Annotated in this window: 12 protein-coding genes and 1 tRNA gene; 6 read left to right on the top strand and 7 right to left on the bottom strand. The window is 63.3% G+C overall.

From position 1 onward, the window contains the following. Positions 1–18 precede the first annotated feature (18 nt). The 4 genes from ATE64_RS06720 to ATE64_RS06700 all read left to right on the top strand — a co-directional run bounded on the left by ATE64_RS06720 (position 19) and on the right by ATE64_RS06700 (position 5,551). Complete coding sequence (locus ATE64_RS06720; RefSeq protein WP_156416536.1) at positions 19–1,014, top strand: hypothetical protein; 996 nt, start codon at positions 19–21, stop codon at positions 1,012–1,014. A gap of 111 nt (positions 1,015–1,125) precedes the next feature. Further along, on the top strand, positions 1,126–2,811 hold the full coding sequence (locus tag ATE64_RS06715; protein WP_167541747.1) for a caspase family protein: 1,686 nt from the start codon (positions 1,126–1,128) through the stop codon (positions 2,809–2,811). A 1,137-nt stretch (positions 2,812–3,948) separates the two neighbouring features. Next, on the top strand, positions 3,949–4,551 hold the full coding sequence (locus tag ATE64_RS06705; RefSeq protein ID WP_058453963.1) for a hypothetical protein: 603 nt from the start codon (positions 3,949–3,951) through the stop codon (positions 4,549–4,551). A 352-nt stretch (positions 4,552–4,903) separates the two neighbouring features. Continuing rightward, positions 4,904–5,551 (top strand): outer membrane beta-barrel protein, encoded by a 648-nt coding sequence (locus ATE64_RS06700; protein WP_058453962.1) that lies wholly within the window; start codon positions 4,904–4,906, stop codon positions 5,549–5,551. Between the two features lie 916 nt (positions 5,552–6,467). Here ATE64_RS06700 and ATE64_RS06695 read toward each other — a convergent pair. The 3 genes from ATE64_RS06695 to moaA form a co-directional block, all read right to left on the bottom strand. Beyond that, positions 6,468–6,542, bottom strand: a tRNA-Asn gene (locus tag ATE64_RS06695). Between the two features lie 61 nt (positions 6,543–6,603). Next, on the bottom strand, positions 6,604–7,374 hold the full coding sequence (locus tag ATE64_RS06690; RefSeq protein WP_058453961.1) for an NAD kinase: 771 nt from the start codon (positions 7,372–7,374) through the stop codon (positions 6,604–6,606). A gap of 43 nt (positions 7,375–7,417) precedes the next feature. Next, entirely contained in the window at positions 7,418–8,425 is a 1,008-nt protein-coding gene (gene moaA, locus ATE64_RS06685) for a GTP 3',8-cyclase MoaA (protein WP_058454151.1), read from the bottom strand. Positions 8,426–8,485: 60 nt separating this feature from the next. Between moaA and ATE64_RS06680 the strand changes: the two genes are divergently transcribed. Further along, positions 8,486–9,685, top strand: a complete 1,200-nt coding sequence (locus ATE64_RS06680) for a GGDEF domain-containing phosphodiesterase (RefSeq protein ID WP_058453960.1) — start codon at positions 8,486–8,488, stop codon at positions 9,683–9,685. Here the strand turns inward: ATE64_RS06680 and mfd are convergent. Continuing rightward, complete coding sequence (gene mfd, locus ATE64_RS06675; protein WP_058453959.1) at positions 9,682–13,176, bottom strand: transcription-repair coupling factor; 3,495 nt, start codon at positions 13,174–13,176, stop codon at positions 9,682–9,684. The genes ATE64_RS06680 and mfd overlap by 4 nt on opposite strands. Next, positions 13,173–13,433 carry a succinate dehydrogenase assembly factor 2 gene (locus ATE64_RS06670; RefSeq protein WP_058454150.1) on the bottom strand — a complete coding sequence of 87 codons (261 nt, stop codon included), beginning with the start codon at positions 13,431–13,433 and terminating at the stop codon, positions 13,173–13,175. The genes mfd and ATE64_RS06670 overlap by 4 nt, the downstream gene beginning before the upstream one ends. Positions 13,434–13,606: 173 nt before the next feature. Between ATE64_RS06670 and recG the strand changes: the two genes are divergently transcribed. Further along, positions 13,607–15,673 (top strand): ATP-dependent DNA helicase RecG, encoded by a 2,067-nt coding sequence (gene recG / locus ATE64_RS06665; protein WP_058453958.1) that lies wholly within the window; start codon positions 13,607–13,609, stop codon positions 15,671–15,673. On the opposite strand, the gene ATE64_RS06660 is transcribed toward recG, so the two are convergent. Together ATE64_RS06660 and tyrS are read right to left on the bottom strand one after the other, a co-directional pair. Beyond that, entirely contained in the window at positions 15,670–16,011 is a 342-nt protein-coding gene (locus tag ATE64_RS06660; RefSeq protein WP_058453957.1) for a PilZ domain-containing protein, read from the bottom strand. The two genes, recG and ATE64_RS06660, sit on opposite strands and share 4 nt — an antisense overlap. Before the next feature lie 75 nt (positions 16,012–16,086). Next, positions 16,087–17,313 (bottom strand): tyrosine--tRNA ligase, encoded by a 1,227-nt coding sequence (tyrS, locus tag ATE64_RS06655; RefSeq protein ID WP_058453956.1) that lies wholly within the window; start codon positions 17,311–17,313, stop codon positions 16,087–16,089. Positions 17,314–17,487: the final 174 nt, after the last annotated feature.

The following is a 17,487-nucleotide window of genomic DNA, read 5'->3' as shown; positions in this document are numbered from 1 at the left end:
AGATACGGGTTCGACACGTTGACCTCCTTAGTCGCTTACCTTATTGAGTATGCCGACCTGATATTACCTTTTTCGCAAGAATTAATTGTTGCTGAGCATCCGGAGGGGGATAGAATGGGCAATTTTCTACGCGTGTCGGGGGTCATACTTCTTGCGAGCGCCGCATGGCCGGCTGCGGCCGCACAGGACTTTAATCCCTATATATTGCGCGCCGTCGCCAAACTGAACGCTGAGCGCGCCAATGGCGGATACGACATCCAGAAGGCCTTTACGCACGACATTCCTTATGGGGGAGGCTTCGTGAAGAAGACGAGCGGTGCGCCGGCGCCCGCGCCCAGCATGTGCGTCGCGGCCGTTACCGAGACCATTCTCACGGCGATCAACCTTTATGCTGCCGACACCGGCGACAAGAGCCCCTATGCGAAGGCTCCGCTCCCGCTTTGGGCTCGCGGTACCGAACTCTCCCTGCGCGCGAATTTCTTCATGTATGCCGAAGTCACGTCGAACGGGACGGGCCATACGCTGGCAAGGTTTGGCATGGGCGAGGAGCTTCCCTTCGAAAAGCTTGTTCCGGGGGATTTCATCAATTTCAACCGCAGCAACAACTCGGGACACAATGTCGTGTTCCTCGGCTATCTCGACGGGCGGGGCGCTCCGCTACCGACCTCCACGGGCGCAAAAGGATTCAAATATTTCTCTGCGCAAGGCAAGGGGCGCAGCGACGCCGGTTTTGGTTATCGCTGGGCCTTTTTCCAGGGGACATGCCCTGCGCTCCCGACCGGACAGGTGCGGGATTGCAACATCAAGCGGACGACGAACAGCCGCATATTGAACGCCGGTCGGCTCTGGATGCCGTCGAAATGGACGGTAACCGAAAAAATCACCGAAATGCGAAACAAGCGTTTGGCGGAGATGACGGGGAAAGGGATTCCGACCCGGTCGGCGGAGATCGAACTGGACACCAGAGAGCTGCCGGATCGGGTTCCCCGAAAATATGACGATATCGGTTGGTGATAGCCGATGCATGCATGCCGCCTCGGACTGGTCGCGCTTCTCCTGACGACGACGGAGCTGGCAACGGCGCAAACGCGGAGCTCCGAACAGGAGCCCAAGCATATCGGACTAATGATCGGAAACAGCAAGTACAAGCCCGCTCAGCCGAGCGAGACTGGCGCGGCGCCGCTCAACGATCTTCCGAATGCCTGCCGCGATTCCCAGAATGTCGCCGACGGTCTCGTCACGATCGGGTGGGCAGAGACCGAAATCGTACAGAAATGCGACCTCACTACACTCGAGATGGTTGCCGAGGTTCGCCAGTTCGTCGAGAAGATACTGCGAAACCCATACTCGATCGCAGTATTCTACTATGCCGGGCATGGCGTACAAATCGATAGCAGGACGTTCCTCTTCGGCGTCAACGCGCGGCCCGATTTCGAAACCGTCCGGACGCAGATCGCAACAGGGTCCGAGGCCCAGCTGCTGATCGGGGATGCGCTGGACGTATCGGCGGATTTCACTTCGGCGGTCGGCAATATTACCGAGGGCGGGCTGACCATCATTCTCGATGCTTGCCGAAGCGATCCCGTCATACAGGAACTGAAGGGAGACGGATTTCGGCGCATCACCGTGCCGCGCCCCGAAGATAATCTGCTCCCGGGCATCGTGGTCGCCGTCTCGGCGCAAGGCCGGGCGAGCACCCCGGACAACGGCCTCTATGCAAGGACGCTGCGTGATGCGCTGAAACCCAGAGATGACGTGCTGGCGATCTTCCATTCGGTCAACAGCGAGATTTTGAGGAAGACTCGAACCAATATTCCGCCACAGATCCCCGCAGTGATGGGTTCGCTCTATATCCCTTGTTTTGCAGACTGCGTCCCGGATGACCGGAAAGAGCAACCGGTCTCGACCTCCGCCGTATCAACGGCGCGCGTCCAATATGCCCAACTCGATCCGCCTATGCGACGCGCGGAAATCCAGTCGGACGGCTCGTCGACCCTGCCGGTGCGGCAAGGTTCGGGCGCAGCGAAGTCGCCAAATGACATTTATAGTGTCTATGGATCGCGGGGCCTGCCGCAACAGCGAGGAAAAACGGTCGACATATTCTATTGCGACGACGGGGCCGACGCGGACGGACGCAAGGCCCAGGCAACGGACTATGCGAATATGATTGCCGAGCGCGCAAAGATATCCCCGGGCCAGATTGTCGCTGTCAGGCTTCGCGCATTGAGTACGAAGACCAACAGTCGCGCAGAATATCGTTTTCTCAACAATGCGGTCGTTGCCGATCCTTGGAAAGGATCCGGAGAGGATGAGATTGCCGAGCTATTGATGGAAGGCAATACCGTTGGTCTCCAGCGGTATTTCTCAAGTACGACACCGTTTTACGTAAGCGTCTTCCTATGTGCGGTTCCGCCTAGGGCATCTGAGGCGACCGTATATTGGCACGCGCCGACGAAATCGGGCCGCGATTTGGCTCGCCGCCTCAAGGGTCAGATGAGCGAAGAAAAAGGGCGCTTTCGATCGGTGCCAGACGTCGAAATAGTCGAGGCGTCGCCGGAAAACACCGAGGTGCGCTTTTACAGCGCCGACGACCGTGACGTTGCATTCAAGCTAGCCGATTCACTGCAGCACGCGCTTGGGTACGGCGTGACCGCAAAGCTGATGACTCCGACCGGAGCCACGTCTTCAGCGGGAACGCTCGAAGTCTGGCTCGGAAAGCGCAAGCCCAAGCACTCCGATCGGCTTCGCGTCGGGTCGGTATTTCTTCCGTCGCGCAACAATCTGTTCGACCCGGCCGCTCGCCCGAAATAACCGCGACCCCGGTCAACCGCGCCTTCGCATCGGCGCCCTGAATGTCCCGGACGTACCAATCTTCCGCCTTTGTTCTCCCGTTGCCGGCACAAATGTCCGCGGCGATACCTCCATTACGCAATCGCTGGACGAATAGCCACGCGCGCAAAGGCCGCTCGATCCTCCGGGAGAGCAGACGGCAGGGCCGCCGCGCTGCCGGCAAAGCATGGGGTCGACGCTATACGAGGATGTATCGACCATTCGCCCAAAACACCCCACCGGCCGCGGGACGACCGCACATTCCGGAAGTCGCTCACTCAAACCCGCTCTTTAAGTGGTGGTGACATCATCGACTATGGCCTGACCGACATCGTCTCCGAATGCTTCGACGCCGGGATGCGGCTCGGCGGACAGGTCGACAAGGATATAATCGCGGCACGTCTCGGACCCGACATCCCGATGGCGGTGGTCGGTTCGCCCGCTTATTTTGCGGCACACCCGCCGCCATCCGAACCCGGCGATCACCTCTATTACCCCAATCGCCGCTTCGCCTCGCCGGCATTCAAGCTCTTGGTGGATACGCTCCGGTTCAGGGCTGCATGATCTCCACCCACGGCAGCTTTCAACACCTTGAAGATTGAAAGCAGACTGTCTCAAACCGGCCAGGTCCAGCAGTGGAACGGGCCTGAGGTCATCGGTCTTGCAGGCTGCAAGAGTAACGAGCCCGGCTGCGGTGCCCCATCAGCAATGGGACGCGCACCGACCATGTTCATGTAGGAGCGAACAACCAGACCGGTCGCATCACCGACGCATATGCTTGCGATCTCGTCTCGTTCCTCAACTGGTCCCTGCAACTCCGAGCTGAATTGTCGACGCTCCGATCGGATCTCGGTCCCGGGCCGACTCAGTGCCCGATCGGAGGCGCTTCCTCGCTGAAGCGGATAGTCTCTTGCCTAACAGGCGACACAATCACTCTCTCCGCCGCTAGGCTTGCTGTTCATGCGTCGGTCCGCTTGTGCGATCCTTACTATAGCGAACGCATTTCGCAAATAGATAAGCTGTTGATTGTCTTTTCTTAACTCTCGCAGCCTAACTTCGTTCGACATGAGTCGAAGCGGAGGCGGGGCTATGAGAAACTGGGGAACCATTTGCGGTACGATGGCACTGTTGGTGGCCGGGAGCGCGCACGCACAGACGGCCGATTTGGAGTCGGCGGTTGACTATCCGCCCTCGGTATCGACGAAGCGCTATTATCTGCCCATTGGGACACCGCTGCGTCTGCAAACGACGGCGCCGCTTTCCACGAAGGACAGTAAGCCCGGCGACCGCGTGCGCCTTGAGGTCGTCGAAGATGTGAGTTTTCGCGGCACGGTCGTGGTCCCGGTCGGCACTTCGGTCATCGGACAGGTGTCGCGGGCGCAGCGCAACGGTCATGTCGGCAAAAAGGGCAAGCTCGATATCCAATTGATCAGCATAGAAATGCCTGATGGGCCCGTGCGGTTGACCGGCAACGTGTCCGATGAAGGTAAAAGTCACACCGCCCTCTCGGTCGGGACGATGCTCCTCGTTTCACCACTTGGGGGATTTTTGATTCACGGTACGAGCGCAAGCATTCCGGCAGAAACGTCTGTGACGGCATATATTGCGGAGCCTCTGCGTTTTGCTTGGCGTCCTGATAAGGACGCCCTTATGGCACTCTTGCCGCAATCTGAGGAAAAGGCCGCAGGGCGGAATGTCGTCTCTTCAGCACTGCCGGACTGATCCACCTGTCCGCTTGTAGGGGGTGACGGGTACAAAGGTCCAAAAAACGAACTCTTTGCAGTTTTTGGTCCGGTCCGGCCCCGTGCGACTCGTCACTCCGTATCGTGTACCGGGGTTTCAAAGATGGCATGATTGTGCCCTTTGACACCCAGTCTTGAAGCGACGTGGGATGTTACGGGTGTCGATATCGGTCGGCCACCCAAATTGCCGAGCACAATTGCGTCCATAATGAACATTTATCTCCGAGCCCGCAGTCGGCGGGAAAGGAATTGTTAACCACGGTGGGGCAGATATCGTCTCCGGTTAAAGAAAGGCAATCAGGAAAGTTTGCCTAGCATTCCAGGAGGTTGAATTGCTTAAATATCTTGCAACGCTGTCGATCGCGGCGCTCGTGTCGACCCCAGCCATGGCACAGAACGCTGGCGGCGCGCGGGTCGAATTCACGGCGGGTTACGACAACACGAGCGGCAAAATCTCCTATGCCGATAGCGCCGATCCTGCGGGCGATTTCAGCGAGAGCGAGTCTTCGAGCGGTGCCGCCTTTGGCGGAACGATTGGCTACGATCTCGGCATTTCGAGTAAGGCCTTTGTCGGCGTTGAAGGAAGCATCGACCTTGCCAGCAACAAGCGTTGCGGAGAGATTTTTGGTAACGACTCTGCGTGTTTTTCGGTGAAGCGTAGCTATGCGATCGGCGGACGCATTGGTGCATATGTTGCCGAAACGGCGCGGCTCTACGTTGGTGCTGCCTACGCCAACGGAAAGGCCCGCGTAAGCTATGTTGACGAGCTCGACGCGGCGAATAATTTCTCGTTGTCGGACAGCCGCGGAGGCGTTCGATTTAGCGGTGGTATCGAGGCTCAGATTGCCGGCAACTTCTACACCAAAGCCGAATATCGCTATACCAATTATAAGGACTACAAGGTCAGCGAAGGCACCGAGAAGGTGTCACTTGGTTTCGACCGTCACCAAGTTCTGGCTGGATTTGGCGTTCGCTTTTGAATTCGAGACCGGTCCGGACATGTCTCCGGGCCGGCCATTCATGATGCGAAGAATATGGTGACTTCGCTTCCCCTTCAAGTTCCCCCGGGGCGCGAGAAGCCGCCCGAACTATTCGCACATTTGTCTTCCAATCTTATGCGGCCTTAATGCCCACGCCATTATGCCAACACCGGTGCAGGGGGAGTTGGCGAATGAAATTGCGCAAACAAGGCTATTCCCTGCTTCTGAGCGCGGCACTCATCAATTGCGCGCACGCAGAGAAGGCACTTGATCCCGACCCGGCACTCTATGACGCCGTTTTTTGACACGATGTGCCGGCAAAACTTCCCCGACGTGAATGCCGTTGTCCGAGCAGCCGCATTGAATGGATGGTACGAGATCACCCCGCGCCTGACTGGCTGCGGTGTGCGCGCCCAAACGCAGCGGGTGTTCCGAAAGGACGGCTTGATGCTCATTCGACAAATGGCTCAAGCCCAAAGTTCAGTGTCACCGGGCAAATCACGGACTCTGCGCAAACAGAATTGTCGGGCGCAGACGTGGCGGCGATCGCCCGAGCTCGGGCCAGGCAATCCGAAGTGGAGTGATTTTGCGTAATGGACCCAGATTGACGGGATAGCGGTGCCGGCTGGTGTCGCCCTCTACAAAAAGCGCGTCCGCGCAATTTCGATTTCTATCCGCAAAGCGCGATAGGCGGACAGCGCAGGCCTATGACTAATCCCCGATAGCGTTACCTGGTTTCGCGGCAAGCGGATCATGATTCGATGGATCGGGTCGCGATCAATGCGGAACCCATCAGTGACGCGTGGCCGACACAGAATATCTCTTCTGAGCGCATTCTAATTGTGGGGACATATGTGGGGACAGTAAACGCCGGCGCAAGATTTTTCAATCTTATCAATATGTTGGACGTTTAAAGTGGCTCCCCGGGTAGGATTCGAACCTACGACCGATCGATTAACAGTCGATTGCTCTACCGCTGAGCTACCGAGGAACACCCCGCCGTGGCGGGCAAGGCGGCCCCTTTGCCGCCGCGCGAATGATTTTGCAAGACCTCAAACGATAAATTGTTCCATCGCGATGCGTTCGTCCAATCCCTGGTCGGGATCGAAAAGCAAAGTCAGCGGCCGGCTGCGGTCGGTGGTGACCAATACCGTCTTCACGTCACGGATTTCGCGCTGGTCGGCGACCGCGCTGACCGGGCGTTTTGCGGCCTCGCGGACGTTGAAGCGAATGCTCGTCGATTCGGGGACGAGCGCGCCGCGCCAGCGCCGCGGGCGGAAGGGGCTGATCGGCGTCAGTGCGAGCATCGCCGAATCGAGCGGCAGGATCGGGCCGTTCGCGCTGAGGTTGTAGGCGGTCGATCCGGCGGGGGTCGAGACGAGGACGCCATCGCAGGCGAGTTCCTCGAGCATCGTCCTTTCGTTGATCATGACCTCGAGCTTGGCGGCCTGGCGCGTTTCGCGGAGCAGCGAGATTTCGTTGATCGCGGGTAGGATGTGCCGTTCGCCGCTGATCGTCGTGATGTCGCCCGACAGCGGGTGGATCAGATAGGGGCGCGCGGCGGCGAGGCGGTCGAGCAGCCCCTCGACACGAAACTCGTTCATCAGGAAGCCGATCGTGCCGCGGTTCATGCCGAACACGGGCAGGCTGCGCCGCTGGTCGAGCAACTGGTGCAGCATGTGCAGCAGAAAGCCGTCGCCGCCGAGCGCGATCAGCAGGTCGGCCTCGTTGAGGTCGACGAAATCGTAGAGCGGCCGAAGCTCGGCCTCGGCCTCCTCGGCCGCCGGCGCGTTCGACGCGACGAGCGCGATCTTGCGTTGCATTTTGGTCCCCGAGCCCCCTGAAAAATCCCTGGGCGAGGCTATCCTAGCCGCCCGTTGCACTCATATGACGCGCGACCGCCGGTGTGGACTTTCGTTCGATATGAAAGTCATGCGCGCGGGGTTTGCCAGCCAATGCGGCGTCAATCAAGCCGTCGACGTCGCCGCCGTCGCGCAGCGCCGCGCGCAGGTCGACATGGTCGTCCTGACCAAGGCACATATAGATGCGCCCCTCTACGGTCAGGCGGATGCGGTTGCACGTCGCGCAGAAATTGTCGCTGAGCGGGGTGATGAGGCCGAGCGTCACCGGGCTGTCCTCGATCGCGAAATAGCGTGCCGGGCCGCCGGTCGACTTGTCGACGGGCCAGATCTGCCGTTCGGCGCGCAGCGGCGCGACGAACTGGTGGAGCGGGATATAATGATCGCTGCGGTCGCCCTCGACCTCGCCCAGCGGCATCGTCTCGATCAACGTAAGGTCGCATCCGTTCGCGGCGCACCACTGCAGCATCGGCAGGAGCTGATCCTCGTTGAGGTTGGCGAGAGCGACCATGTTGATCTTGACCGCGATGCCATCGCGCTGCGCCGCCGCGATCCCGCGGAGCGCGACGTCGAGGTCGCCGAACCGCGTGATGTGCCGAAAAGCCTCGCGGTCGAGCGTGTCGAGGCTGACGTTGATCCGCCGCACGCCGGCAGCCGCCAGCATCGGGGCATGCTCGGCCAGCCGCATCGCATTGGTGGTCAGCGTCAGTTCGTCGAGTCCGTTGCCGATCAGCGCGCCGAGTCGCATGGCGAGCGTGTCGATACCGCGCCGTACGAGCGGTTCGCCGCCGGTCAGGCGGATACGTCGGATGCCGCGCGCGACGAAAAGCTCTGCGAGTTCGCCCATTTCCTCGATGCTGAGCACCGCCGCCTTGGGCAGGAACTGCATGTCCTCGGCCATGCAATATCGGCAGCGCAGGTCGCAGCGGTCGGTGACCGAAAGGCGCAGATACTCGATCCGGCGGCCATGGGCGTCGGTCAACGTTGCGGCGGGCCGGGGCGAAAGCGCGGACATCGGCACGATCATGATGCAAAATGGAAGGGCTTGGCAAGGAAAGCCTGATAAGGCGGCGCGATGAATCGCATATCCGAGTCGCTGTCCGGCTGCGTCCGAACGCTGGAAAATCTTCATTTACGGTACGACGCCGACGTGGGCGTCATGCTGGTTCAGGTCGACCAGATGGCGCGCATCAACAATAGCGCCGGGACCGCAGCGGGGGACGCCGTGCTCGACGAGATCGGCCGTCGACTCGAAAGTTTCGCGACCGACGAATTCGGGCAGGGGAGCCGCGTCGACCGGATTGACGGGCCGCGCTTCCTGATCGTTCCGGCGGTGCCTTTGTCGCTTGGCGCGCTGAGGGCGCAAGAACGCGCGCTGCATGTTGCGCTGGCCGAGCCGATGGTGGGCGATCCCAAGGGCCGCCTCGCGATTCGCATCGCCGCGGCGTTGATCGCGCGCGACGAACCTGTCGTCGAGCAGCTCCGGACCGCGAGCGACCAGCTGGCGCGCCCGGCGTCGGCGCGCGACGGCGCGATGGTGATGGCTGCGCTGTCGCGCGGCGAGGTGGTGATCCACTATCAGCCGCAATATGATGTCGCGACCGGCGCGATGAGCGGGGTCGAGGCGCTGCTGCGCTGGCAGCACCCGGAGCTGGGCCTGCTCGGCGCCGGGCCGCTCGTCACCGCGGCCCGCGCGGCGCGCCTCGAACGCGAACTCACCGAACATGCGCACCATGTCGCATTGGCAGAGATCGCGGCATGGCCCGAGGCGCTGGCGAACATTCGCGTCTCGCTCAACATCACCGCCGCCGACCTTGGCGATCCCGAATTCGCCGAACGGTTCGCCGGTATGGCACGGCAGGCAAATGTCGACCCCGCGCGCCTGACGCTCGAACTCACCGAGCAGGCGATGCTGAGCGACCCTGCGAGCGCGGCGGAGCAACTGGCGCAGATCCGTGCGTTCGGCTGCGCGATTGCGATCGACGATTTCGGCACGGGCTATTCGAGCCTGTCGCTGCTCGCGCGGCTGCCGATCGACTATCTGAAGATCGACAGCGGCTTTACGCGGACGATCGACGACAGCGATCGCGACCGCATCGTCGTGCGCGCGATCGTCGACCTCGCGCGCGCGCTCGGCCTGCTGGTCGTTGCCGAAGGCATCGAGAAGCCGCAACAGCTCGAACGGCTGAAGGAGCTGGGTGTCGCGACGTGGCAGGGTTTCCTGAAGTCGGGGCCAGTGGCAGGCGACCAGCTTCCCGGGCTTCTCGCCGCCTAGGCGGCCTGTTTCGCGAGCTTGCCCAATCCCTTCGACAGCTGAAGCGCGCCGTTGAGCCGCGCTCCGGCGCTCACCCAATCGCCGCTGATCGACAATTTGTTGTCGGGGCGGATGCGGGCGCGGCCCTTCAGCCGCTCGACATAGGCGATAAGGCCGGGGACATTGGCGAAAGCGTCGCCGTGGAAGCTGACGAGCGCGCCCTTCATGCCGACGTCGAGCTTGGCGATGCCCGCCGCCTTGGCGTTGGCCTTGATCTCCATCAGCTGGATCAGGTTCGCGGTTTCGAGTGGCAGCGGGCCAAAGCGGTCGATCATCTCGGCCGCGAAGGCGTCGAGCGCCGGGCGGTCTTCGGCCTCGTTGAGGCGGCGATAGAGCGCCATGCGCAGCGGCAGGTCGGGGACATAATCCTCGGGGATGAGGATCGGCGCGTCGACGGTGATGACCGGCGACAAGGCTTCGCGCGGCGGCGCGGCGCCCATGCCCTCGGCCTTGGCCACCAATATGGCCTCTTCGAGCATCGATTGGTAAAGTTCGAAGCCGACCTCGCGGATATGCCCCGACTGCTCGTCACCGACGAGATTCCCGGCGCCGCGAATGTCGAGGTCGTGGCTCGCGAGTTGGAAACCCGCGCCGAGCGTATCGAGATCGCCGAGCAGCTTGAGCCGCTTTTCGGCGGTGTCGGTGATCGCGCGGCCCTCGGGCGTGGTGAGATAGGCATAGGCGCGCGTCTTCGCCCGCCCGACGCGGCCGCGGAGCTGATAGAGCTGCGCCAGGCCGAAGCGGTCGGCGCGGTGGATGATCAACGTGTTCGCGCTCGGAATATCGAGCCCGCTTTCGACGATCGTCGTCGATAGCAGCACATCATATTTGCGGTCGTAGAAGGCGCTCATGCGGTCCTCGACCTCGGTCGGTGTCATCTGGCCGTGCGCGACGACATATTTGATTTCGGGTACGCGGCTGCGCAGGAATTCCTCGATATCAGGCAGGTCCTTGATCCGCGGCACGACAAAGAAGCTCTGGCCGCCGCGATCATGCTCGCGCAGCAGCGCCTCGCGCATGACCACCGGATCCCATGGAGCGACGTAGGTTCGTACCGCGAGGCGATCGACCGGAGGCGTCTGGATGACGCTGAGTTCGCGGAGGCCCGACATCGCCATCTGGAGCGTGCGCGGAATCGGGGTCGCGGTGAGGGTCAGGACATGGACGTCGGCCTTGAGCTGCTTCAGCCGTTCCTTGTGCACGACGCCGAAACGCTGCTCCTCGTCGACGATGACGAGGCCGAGGTTCTTGAACTCGACCGATTTCGCGATCACCGCATGGGTGCCGACGACGATGTCGATCTGGCCGCTGGCAAGGCCGTCGCGCGTTTTCTGCGCTTCACCCGCGGGCACGAGCCGCGACAGGCGGCCGATATTGACCGGGAAGCCTTTGAAGCGTTCGACGAAATTCGTGTAATGCTGCCGCGCGAGCAAGGTCGTCGGGACGACGACCGCGACCTGCACGCCAGCCATCGCCGCGACGAACGCGGCGCGGAGCGCAACCTCGGTTTTGCCGAAGCCGACGTCGCCGCAGACGAGGCGGTCCATCGGGCGGCCCGACGCCATATCCTCCAGCACGTCGCCGATCGCGCGGTCCTGATCGTCGGTTTCCTGATAGGGGAAGCGGTCGGCGAAGGCGGGGTAGGCGGCGTCCTGCGCCAGAACCTCGCCGGGGCGGAGCGCGCGCTGCGCCGCGGTCGCGAGCAGTTCGCCCGCGATCTCGCGGATGCGTTCCTTCATCCGCGCTTTGCGGCGCTGCCACGCCTCGCCGCCGAGCTTGTCGAGCGCGACGCCGTCGCTCTCGCCGCCGTAGCGCGAGAGGACGTCGAGGTTTTCGACCGGGACGTAGAGCTTGTCGCCGCCGGAGTAAGTGAGCGCGACGCAATCGTGCGGGCTGCTCCCGACCGGGATCGAGGTCAGTCCCTCGTAGCGGCCGATGCCATGGTCGAGGTGGACGACGAGATCGCCGACGCTGAGCGTCGCGAGCTCGGCGAGGAAGGCGTCGGCGCTCTTGCGGCGTTTCTGACGGCGGACGAGGCGTTCGCCCAGAATGTCCTGCTCGGTCAGCAGGCTGATCGCATCGCTCGCGAAGCCATGGTCGAGCGGCAGGACGACCATCGCGGTCGCGCCGCCGCTTTCGGCCGATGCGGTGCCGAGCGCGTCCTGCCAGCTGTCGGCGGGAGCGAGCGACGTCACCCCATGGTCGCGCAGCAGCCCCGACAGGCGCTCGCGCGCACCGCCCGAATAGCTGGCGATGATCGTCTTGCGCCCCTTGCGGCGCTCGTCCGACAGATGGTCGGCGACCTTGTCATAGACATTGAGGTCCGCGGTGCGCTCGGGGGTGAAATCGCGCGCCGCAAAGGTTTCGAGGTCGATCACCGATGGCGACGGCGGGACGTCGAAGGGCGAGACCATGTGGATCGGGCGGGCGCGCTCGGCGGATGCCCACTCGTTTGCAGTCAGATAGAGTGTTTCGGGCGCGAGCGGGCGATAGCTGCCCGCCTGCTCGCGCTCGGCGGCGACGCGGTTCGCATGATAGTCGGTGATCGCGTCGAAGCGCGTCTCGGCGGTCGCGTCGGTGCGGTGGCTGCGCAGCACCGGGGTTGCGGGATCGATATGGTCGAACAGGGTTGCCAGCCGCTCTTCGAACAGCGGCAGCCAGTGATCCATGCCCGCCTGCCGCCGGCCTTCGCTGACCGCCTGATAGAGCGGATCGCCGGTCGCCTGCGCGCCGAAGATTTCGCGGTAGCTCGAGCGGAAGCGCTTGATCGTCGCTTCGTCGAGCAGGGTTTCGGCCGCGGGGAGCAGTTGCAATGCCTTGGCAGGGCCAAGGCTGCGCTGGTCGGCGGGGTCGAAGCGGCGGATGCTTTCGATCTCGTCGCCGAAGAAATCGACGCGAAGGCCGGTCTCCTCGCCCGCCGGGAACAGGTCGAGCAGGCTGCCGCGCACGGCAAATTCGCCCTGATCGGCAACGGTATCGACGCGGTTGAAACCGTTCGAGACGAGCAGCTCGGCGAGCGCATCGCGGTCGATCCGCTGCCCCGCAGCGAGCGTCGTCGCAAGTTGGCGGATGCGGAACGGCGTGAGCGTGCGCTGGGTGAGTGCGGCGACGGTGGTCAAGATCAACTCGCCGCGCTTCGGCGCCGCCTGCAGGGCGGAAAGCGTCGCGAGCCGGTCGGCGCTGACCCGCATCGACGGGCCCGCGCGGTCGTAGGGCAGGCAGTCCCATGCCGGAAAGCGATGGACGATCAGGTCGGGCGCGAAGAAGGGCGCGGCGTCGGCGACCGCCTGCATCGCGGCATCATCGGTCGCGACATAGACGAGCCGCTTGTCGCTGGCGCGCGCGAGGTCGGCGAGCAGCAGCGGCAGAAACCCGTCGGCCGCGCGCGCGAGCGTCAGCGGCGCCGAAGCCGACGCAATGGCGGCAAAAATATCGGCGGCGCTTCGGGTCATGGCAGCGGAATATAGTCCAGCCGGCGCATCGCCGCGATCAGCGGCGGGTTGTCGAGATGCGCGGGCGGCTCGCCGGTGCCGAGCGCCCAGCTCATGATGTCGACATCGTCTTCCTCGACAACGGTCTCGTACCAGCGAAGTTCCTCTTCGCTCCACTCAGCCGCATAGCGATCGAAGAAGCCGCCGATCATATAGTCGGCCTCGCGCGTGCCGCGGTGCCAGGCGCGGAATTTCAGGCGTTTGAGGCGGTCTTGCATGGCGGGTTTCCAGAATGCGATCGACAAACATCGTCCCGATCCGTTCGTGTCGAGCGAAGTCGAGACACCCACCGGTCTTGCGCAGCGCCGACGGGCATCTCGACTTCGCTCGATGCGAACGGAGATGAAGGGCTGGGCAAAACGAAGGGTTCAGGTCTAGACACGCCCTAGCGATGCGACCCGAGATACTCAATCCGCTCTTTGCCGCGCTGACCGACCTGAAAGGCGTCGGGCCGCAGCTTGCCAAGCCGCTGACGCGGCTTGGGCTCGAGCGCGTCGTCGATGTGTTGTTCCACCTGCCGACCGGGCTGATCTCACGCGTCCCGGTCGACCGGCTCGACGAAGCGCTTCCCGGTCAGACGATCATCGTCGAGCTGACGGCACAGGATTACCGCCCCGGTCGCAGCCCGCGCGCCCCTTTCGGGGTCGAAGCGTTCGACAGTGCGGGCGATCATGTGCGGCTCGTCTATTTCGGGCGGACCTCGGGGCTGGCGCGCAAGCTGTTTCCCTTGGGCGAAAAGCGCCGCGTGTCGGGGCGCCTCGACCTTTATGGCGACATGCGCCAGATCGTGCACCCCGACCATGTCGCCGAGCCGGACGACGAGGCGGGGATCGCGGTGCACGAGCCCGTCTATCCGCTGACCGAGGGGCTGACCAACGCGCGGCTGTCGCAACTCGCCGCGGTGGCGCTGGAACGGCGACCCGAGCTTGCCGAATGGATCGACGCGCCGCTGCTGGCGAACCGAAGCTGGCCGACCTGGCGCGAAGCGATCGAGCGCGCGCACGCCAGCCCGCGCGACGAGGCGGCGCGCGATCGGCTGGCCTATGATGAGATTTTCGCAAGCCAGGTCGCGCTGATGCTGATCCGCCAAGGGCTCAGGAACCGGCGAGGCAGGGCGGTGCGCGGCGACGGCCGGCTGGTCGAGGCGCTGCAGCTGCCGTTCGGGCTGACCGGTGCGCAGGAACGCGTCGGGCGCGAGATCGCCAGCGACATGGCGCAGGACACGCCGATGCTGCGGATGCTGCAGGGCGACGTCGGATCGGGGAAGACGCTCGTCGCGCTCCGCGCGATGCTCGCCGCGGTCGAGGCGGGGACGCAGGCGGCGCTGCTCGCACCGACCGAAATTCTTGCGCGCCAGCATTATGCGACCTTGCAGCGGATGCTCGGCGGGCTGCCGGTGAACCTCGCGATCCTGACCGGGCGTGACAAGGGGAAGGTGCGCGAGTCGACGCTGATGGGGCTGGCTGATGGGAGCATCGACATTCTCGTCGGCACGCACGCGATCTTCCAGCAGGCGGTGACGTACAAGGATCTGGCCCTTGTCGTGGTCGACGAACAGCATCGCTTCGGCGTCGCGCAGCGGCTGATGCTGACCCAAAAGGCGGCGCGGCCGCCGCACTTGCTGGTGATGACCGCCACCCCGATCCCGCGGACGCTGCAACTCGCCAACCATGGCGAGATGGACGTGTCGCAGCTCGACGAGATGCCGCCGGGGCGCACGCCGGTCGATACGCGCGTCATTTCGCTCGACCGGCTCGATGATGTCATCGACGCGCTCGACCGGCATCTCGCAACGGGGGCGCAGGCCTATTGGGTCTGCCCGCTCGTAGCCGAGAGCGAGGGCAGCGAACTCGCGGCGGCTGAGGATCGCGCCGCGCTGCTCCGCGCGCGGCTTGGCGACCAGCGCGTCGGGCTGGTCCACGGGCGGATGAAAGGGCCAGAGAAAGATGACGTCATGGCGCGCTTCCAGGCGGGCGAGATCGGCGTCCTGGTTGCGACGACGGTGATCGAGGTCGGGGTCGATGTCCCCGCGGCCAGCCTGATGATCGTCGAACATGCGGAGAATTTCGGGCTCGCGCAGCTCCACCAGTTGCGCGGCCGCGTCGGGCGCGGCGCTGCCAAGTCGGTGTGCCTGCTGCTGCGCTCGCAAAATCTCTCCGAGACCGCGCGCGAGCGGCTCGCGCTGATGCGCGATACGAACGACGGCTTCGTCATCGCCGAAAAGGATTTGGAACTGCGCGGCGGCGGCGAACTGCTGGGGCTCAAGCAGTCGGGCGATGCCGACTATCGCGTCGCGACGCCCGAGCAGTTGGTACGGCTCTTGCCGGTGGCCCACGACGATGCGCGCCTGTTCGTCGAGCGCGACGGTGGCATGGAGGGAGCAAGAGGCGAGGCGGTGCGCCTCTGTCTCTATCTGTTCGAGCGCGACGCCGCGGTGCCGCTGCTCAGGAGCGGCTAGTTGACGTCGCCGCGCGCGCCCATGGCGCGGATCATCGGCAGATAATCTTCGGCGGCGATCGATTTTTCGAACTGCACACCGGCCTTGCCGCCGAGCGACCAGATGACCTTCGCCGCGACGCGGCCGATGATCGGCATCCGGTACACGACGAGGTCGCCGGGTTCGAGCCCGCGTTCGTAGCGCATCAGCAAACCGTCGGCGCTGATGTTGACGCAGGTGCACATTTCCTGCCGCCCGTCGGGCAGCACGAAGGGAAGGCGGCAATAAACGTCGCTACGCGGCGCAATCCGCTGGTCGAGCCCGACATAATGGGCTTTGCTGGTATCGATCTTACGCATACGTCCCGGACCTTTGTGGTTTGCCATGGACGTTCTACGCGAATGCTGAAGAATCGGTAAACGACATCGGCGCGGTCATCGCGTCACCAGCCCGTGTTTTTTTGCGCCCAGGCTCAGTGGAACCGGGTCGTTCGCGGGCTCGATCCGGTGATGCGGATCGCGGACCACGACCCCGTCAACCTTGACCGCGCCCTCGTCGAGTTTGCGCCGCGCTTCCTTGTTCGAAACCGCGAAGCCGAGCTCGCGCAGCGCGTCGACGATCGTGATGCCGTCGGCGGGGGCCACGACCTGCGGCAGATCGCCACCAATATGGCCCTTTTCAAAGGTTTGCGCCGCCGTTTCGGCGGCAACTCGCGCCGCCTCGGCGCCGCGGCACATCGCCGTCGCTTCGTTCGCGAGGATCTTCTTCGCCTCGTTGATTTCGGCACCCTCGAGCGCTTCCAGCCGCGCGATTTCGTCGAGCGGCAGGTCGGTGAACAGCTTCAGGAATCGACCCACGTCGCGGTCGTCGCAATTGCGCCAATATTGCCAGTAATCGAAATGGGGCAGCTGTCCCATATTGAGCCACACGGCACCCGAAGCAGTTTTGCCCATTTTGGTCCCCGCGGCGGTCGTGAGCAGCGGAGTCGTCAAACCATAGAGGTCGGCACCGTCCATGCGGCGGCCGAGTTCCATGCCGTTGACGATATTCCCCCACTGGTCCGACCCGCCCATCTGGAGGCGCACGCCGCGCTCTTTGGACAGGTGCCGGAAATCGTAGCCCTGCAGGATCATGTAGTTGAATTCGAGGAAGGTCATCGGCTGTTCGCGGTCGAGCCGCAGCTTGACCGAATCGAACGTCAGCATACGGTTGATCGTGAAATGCGTGCCCACTTCCCGCAGCAATTCGATATAGCCAAGCTTGCCCAGCCAGTCCTGGTTGTCGACCATCACCGCGTCGGTCGGACCGTCGCCGAAGGTCAGGAACTGCTGGAAGATGCTGAAGATCGACGCGATGTTCGCCGCGATCGTTTCGTCAGACAGCATCTTGCGGCTCTCGTCGCGGCCCGTGGGGTCGCCGATGCGCGTCGTACCGCCGCCCATCAGGACGACGGGCTTGTGTCCGGTCTGCTGCAGGCGGCGCAGCATCATGATCTGGACCAGGCTGCCGACGTGCAGGCTGGGCGCGGTCGCGTCGAAGCCGATATATCCGGGGACGATCTGCTTCGCGGCAAGGGCGTCGAGCCCTTCCGCGTCGGTCATCTGGTGGATATAGCCTCGCTCGTCCAGCAGGCGCAGAAGGTCGGATTTGAAGTTCGTCATGGTGGGCGGGCGCTTAGCATGGCGGTGCGGCAAACCCAACTGGTTCATGTTTCCATTATCATCACCCGGACTTGATCCGGGGTCCCGCTTCCTCAAGAAGGGTGGATGGACCCCGGATCAAGTCCAGGGTGACGAAGAGGGATTGCCTTCGGCAAGCTCGGGATGAACGGAGAA

The sequence above is a fragment of the Sphingopyxis sp. H073 genome, assembly GCF_001468395.1.
Taxonomy (GTDB): Bacteria; Pseudomonadota; Alphaproteobacteria; order Sphingomonadales; family Sphingomonadaceae; genus Sphingopyxis.
The sequence above is the reverse complement of the archived record's forward strand: the minus strand, read 5'-3'. Positions and strand labels throughout refer to the sequence as shown.

Coding starts and splice junctions, on each gene's coding strand:
- ATE64_RS06715 (WP_167541747.1), top strand. CDS start 1,126: ATGATCGGAAACAGCAAGTACAAGCCCGCTCAGCCGAGCGAGACTGGC.
- ATE64_RS06705 (WP_058453963.1), top strand. CDS start 3,949: ATGGCACTGTTGGTGGCCGGGAGCGCGCACGCACAGACGGCCGATTTG.
- ATE64_RS06690 (WP_058453961.1), bottom strand. CDS start 7,374: ATGCAACGCAAGATCGCGCTCGTCGCGTCGAACGCGCCGGCGGCCGAG.
- moaA (WP_058454151.1), bottom strand. CDS start 8,425: ATGTCCGCGCTTTCGCCCCGGCCCGCCGCAACGTTGACCGACGCCCAT.
- ATE64_RS06680 (WP_058453960.1), top strand. CDS start 8,486: ATGAATCGCATATCCGAGTCGCTGTCCGGCTGCGTCCGAACGCTGGAA.
- mfd (WP_058453959.1), bottom strand. CDS start 13,176: ATGACCCGAAGCGCCGCCGATATTTTTGCCGCCATTGCGTCGGCTTCG.
- ATE64_RS06670 (WP_058454150.1), bottom strand. CDS start 13,433: ATGCAAGACCGCCTCAAACGCCTGAAATTCCGCGCCTGGCACCGCGGC.
- recG (WP_058453958.1), top strand. CDS start 13,607: ATGCGACCCGAGATACTCAATCCGCTCTTTGCCGCGCTGACCGACCTG.
- ATE64_RS06660 (WP_058453957.1), bottom strand. CDS start 16,011: ATGCGTAAGATCGATACCAGCAAAGCCCATTATGTCGGGCTCGACCAG.
- tyrS (WP_058453956.1), bottom strand. CDS start 17,313: ATGACGAACTTCAAATCCGACCTTCTGCGCCTGCTGGACGAGCGAGGC.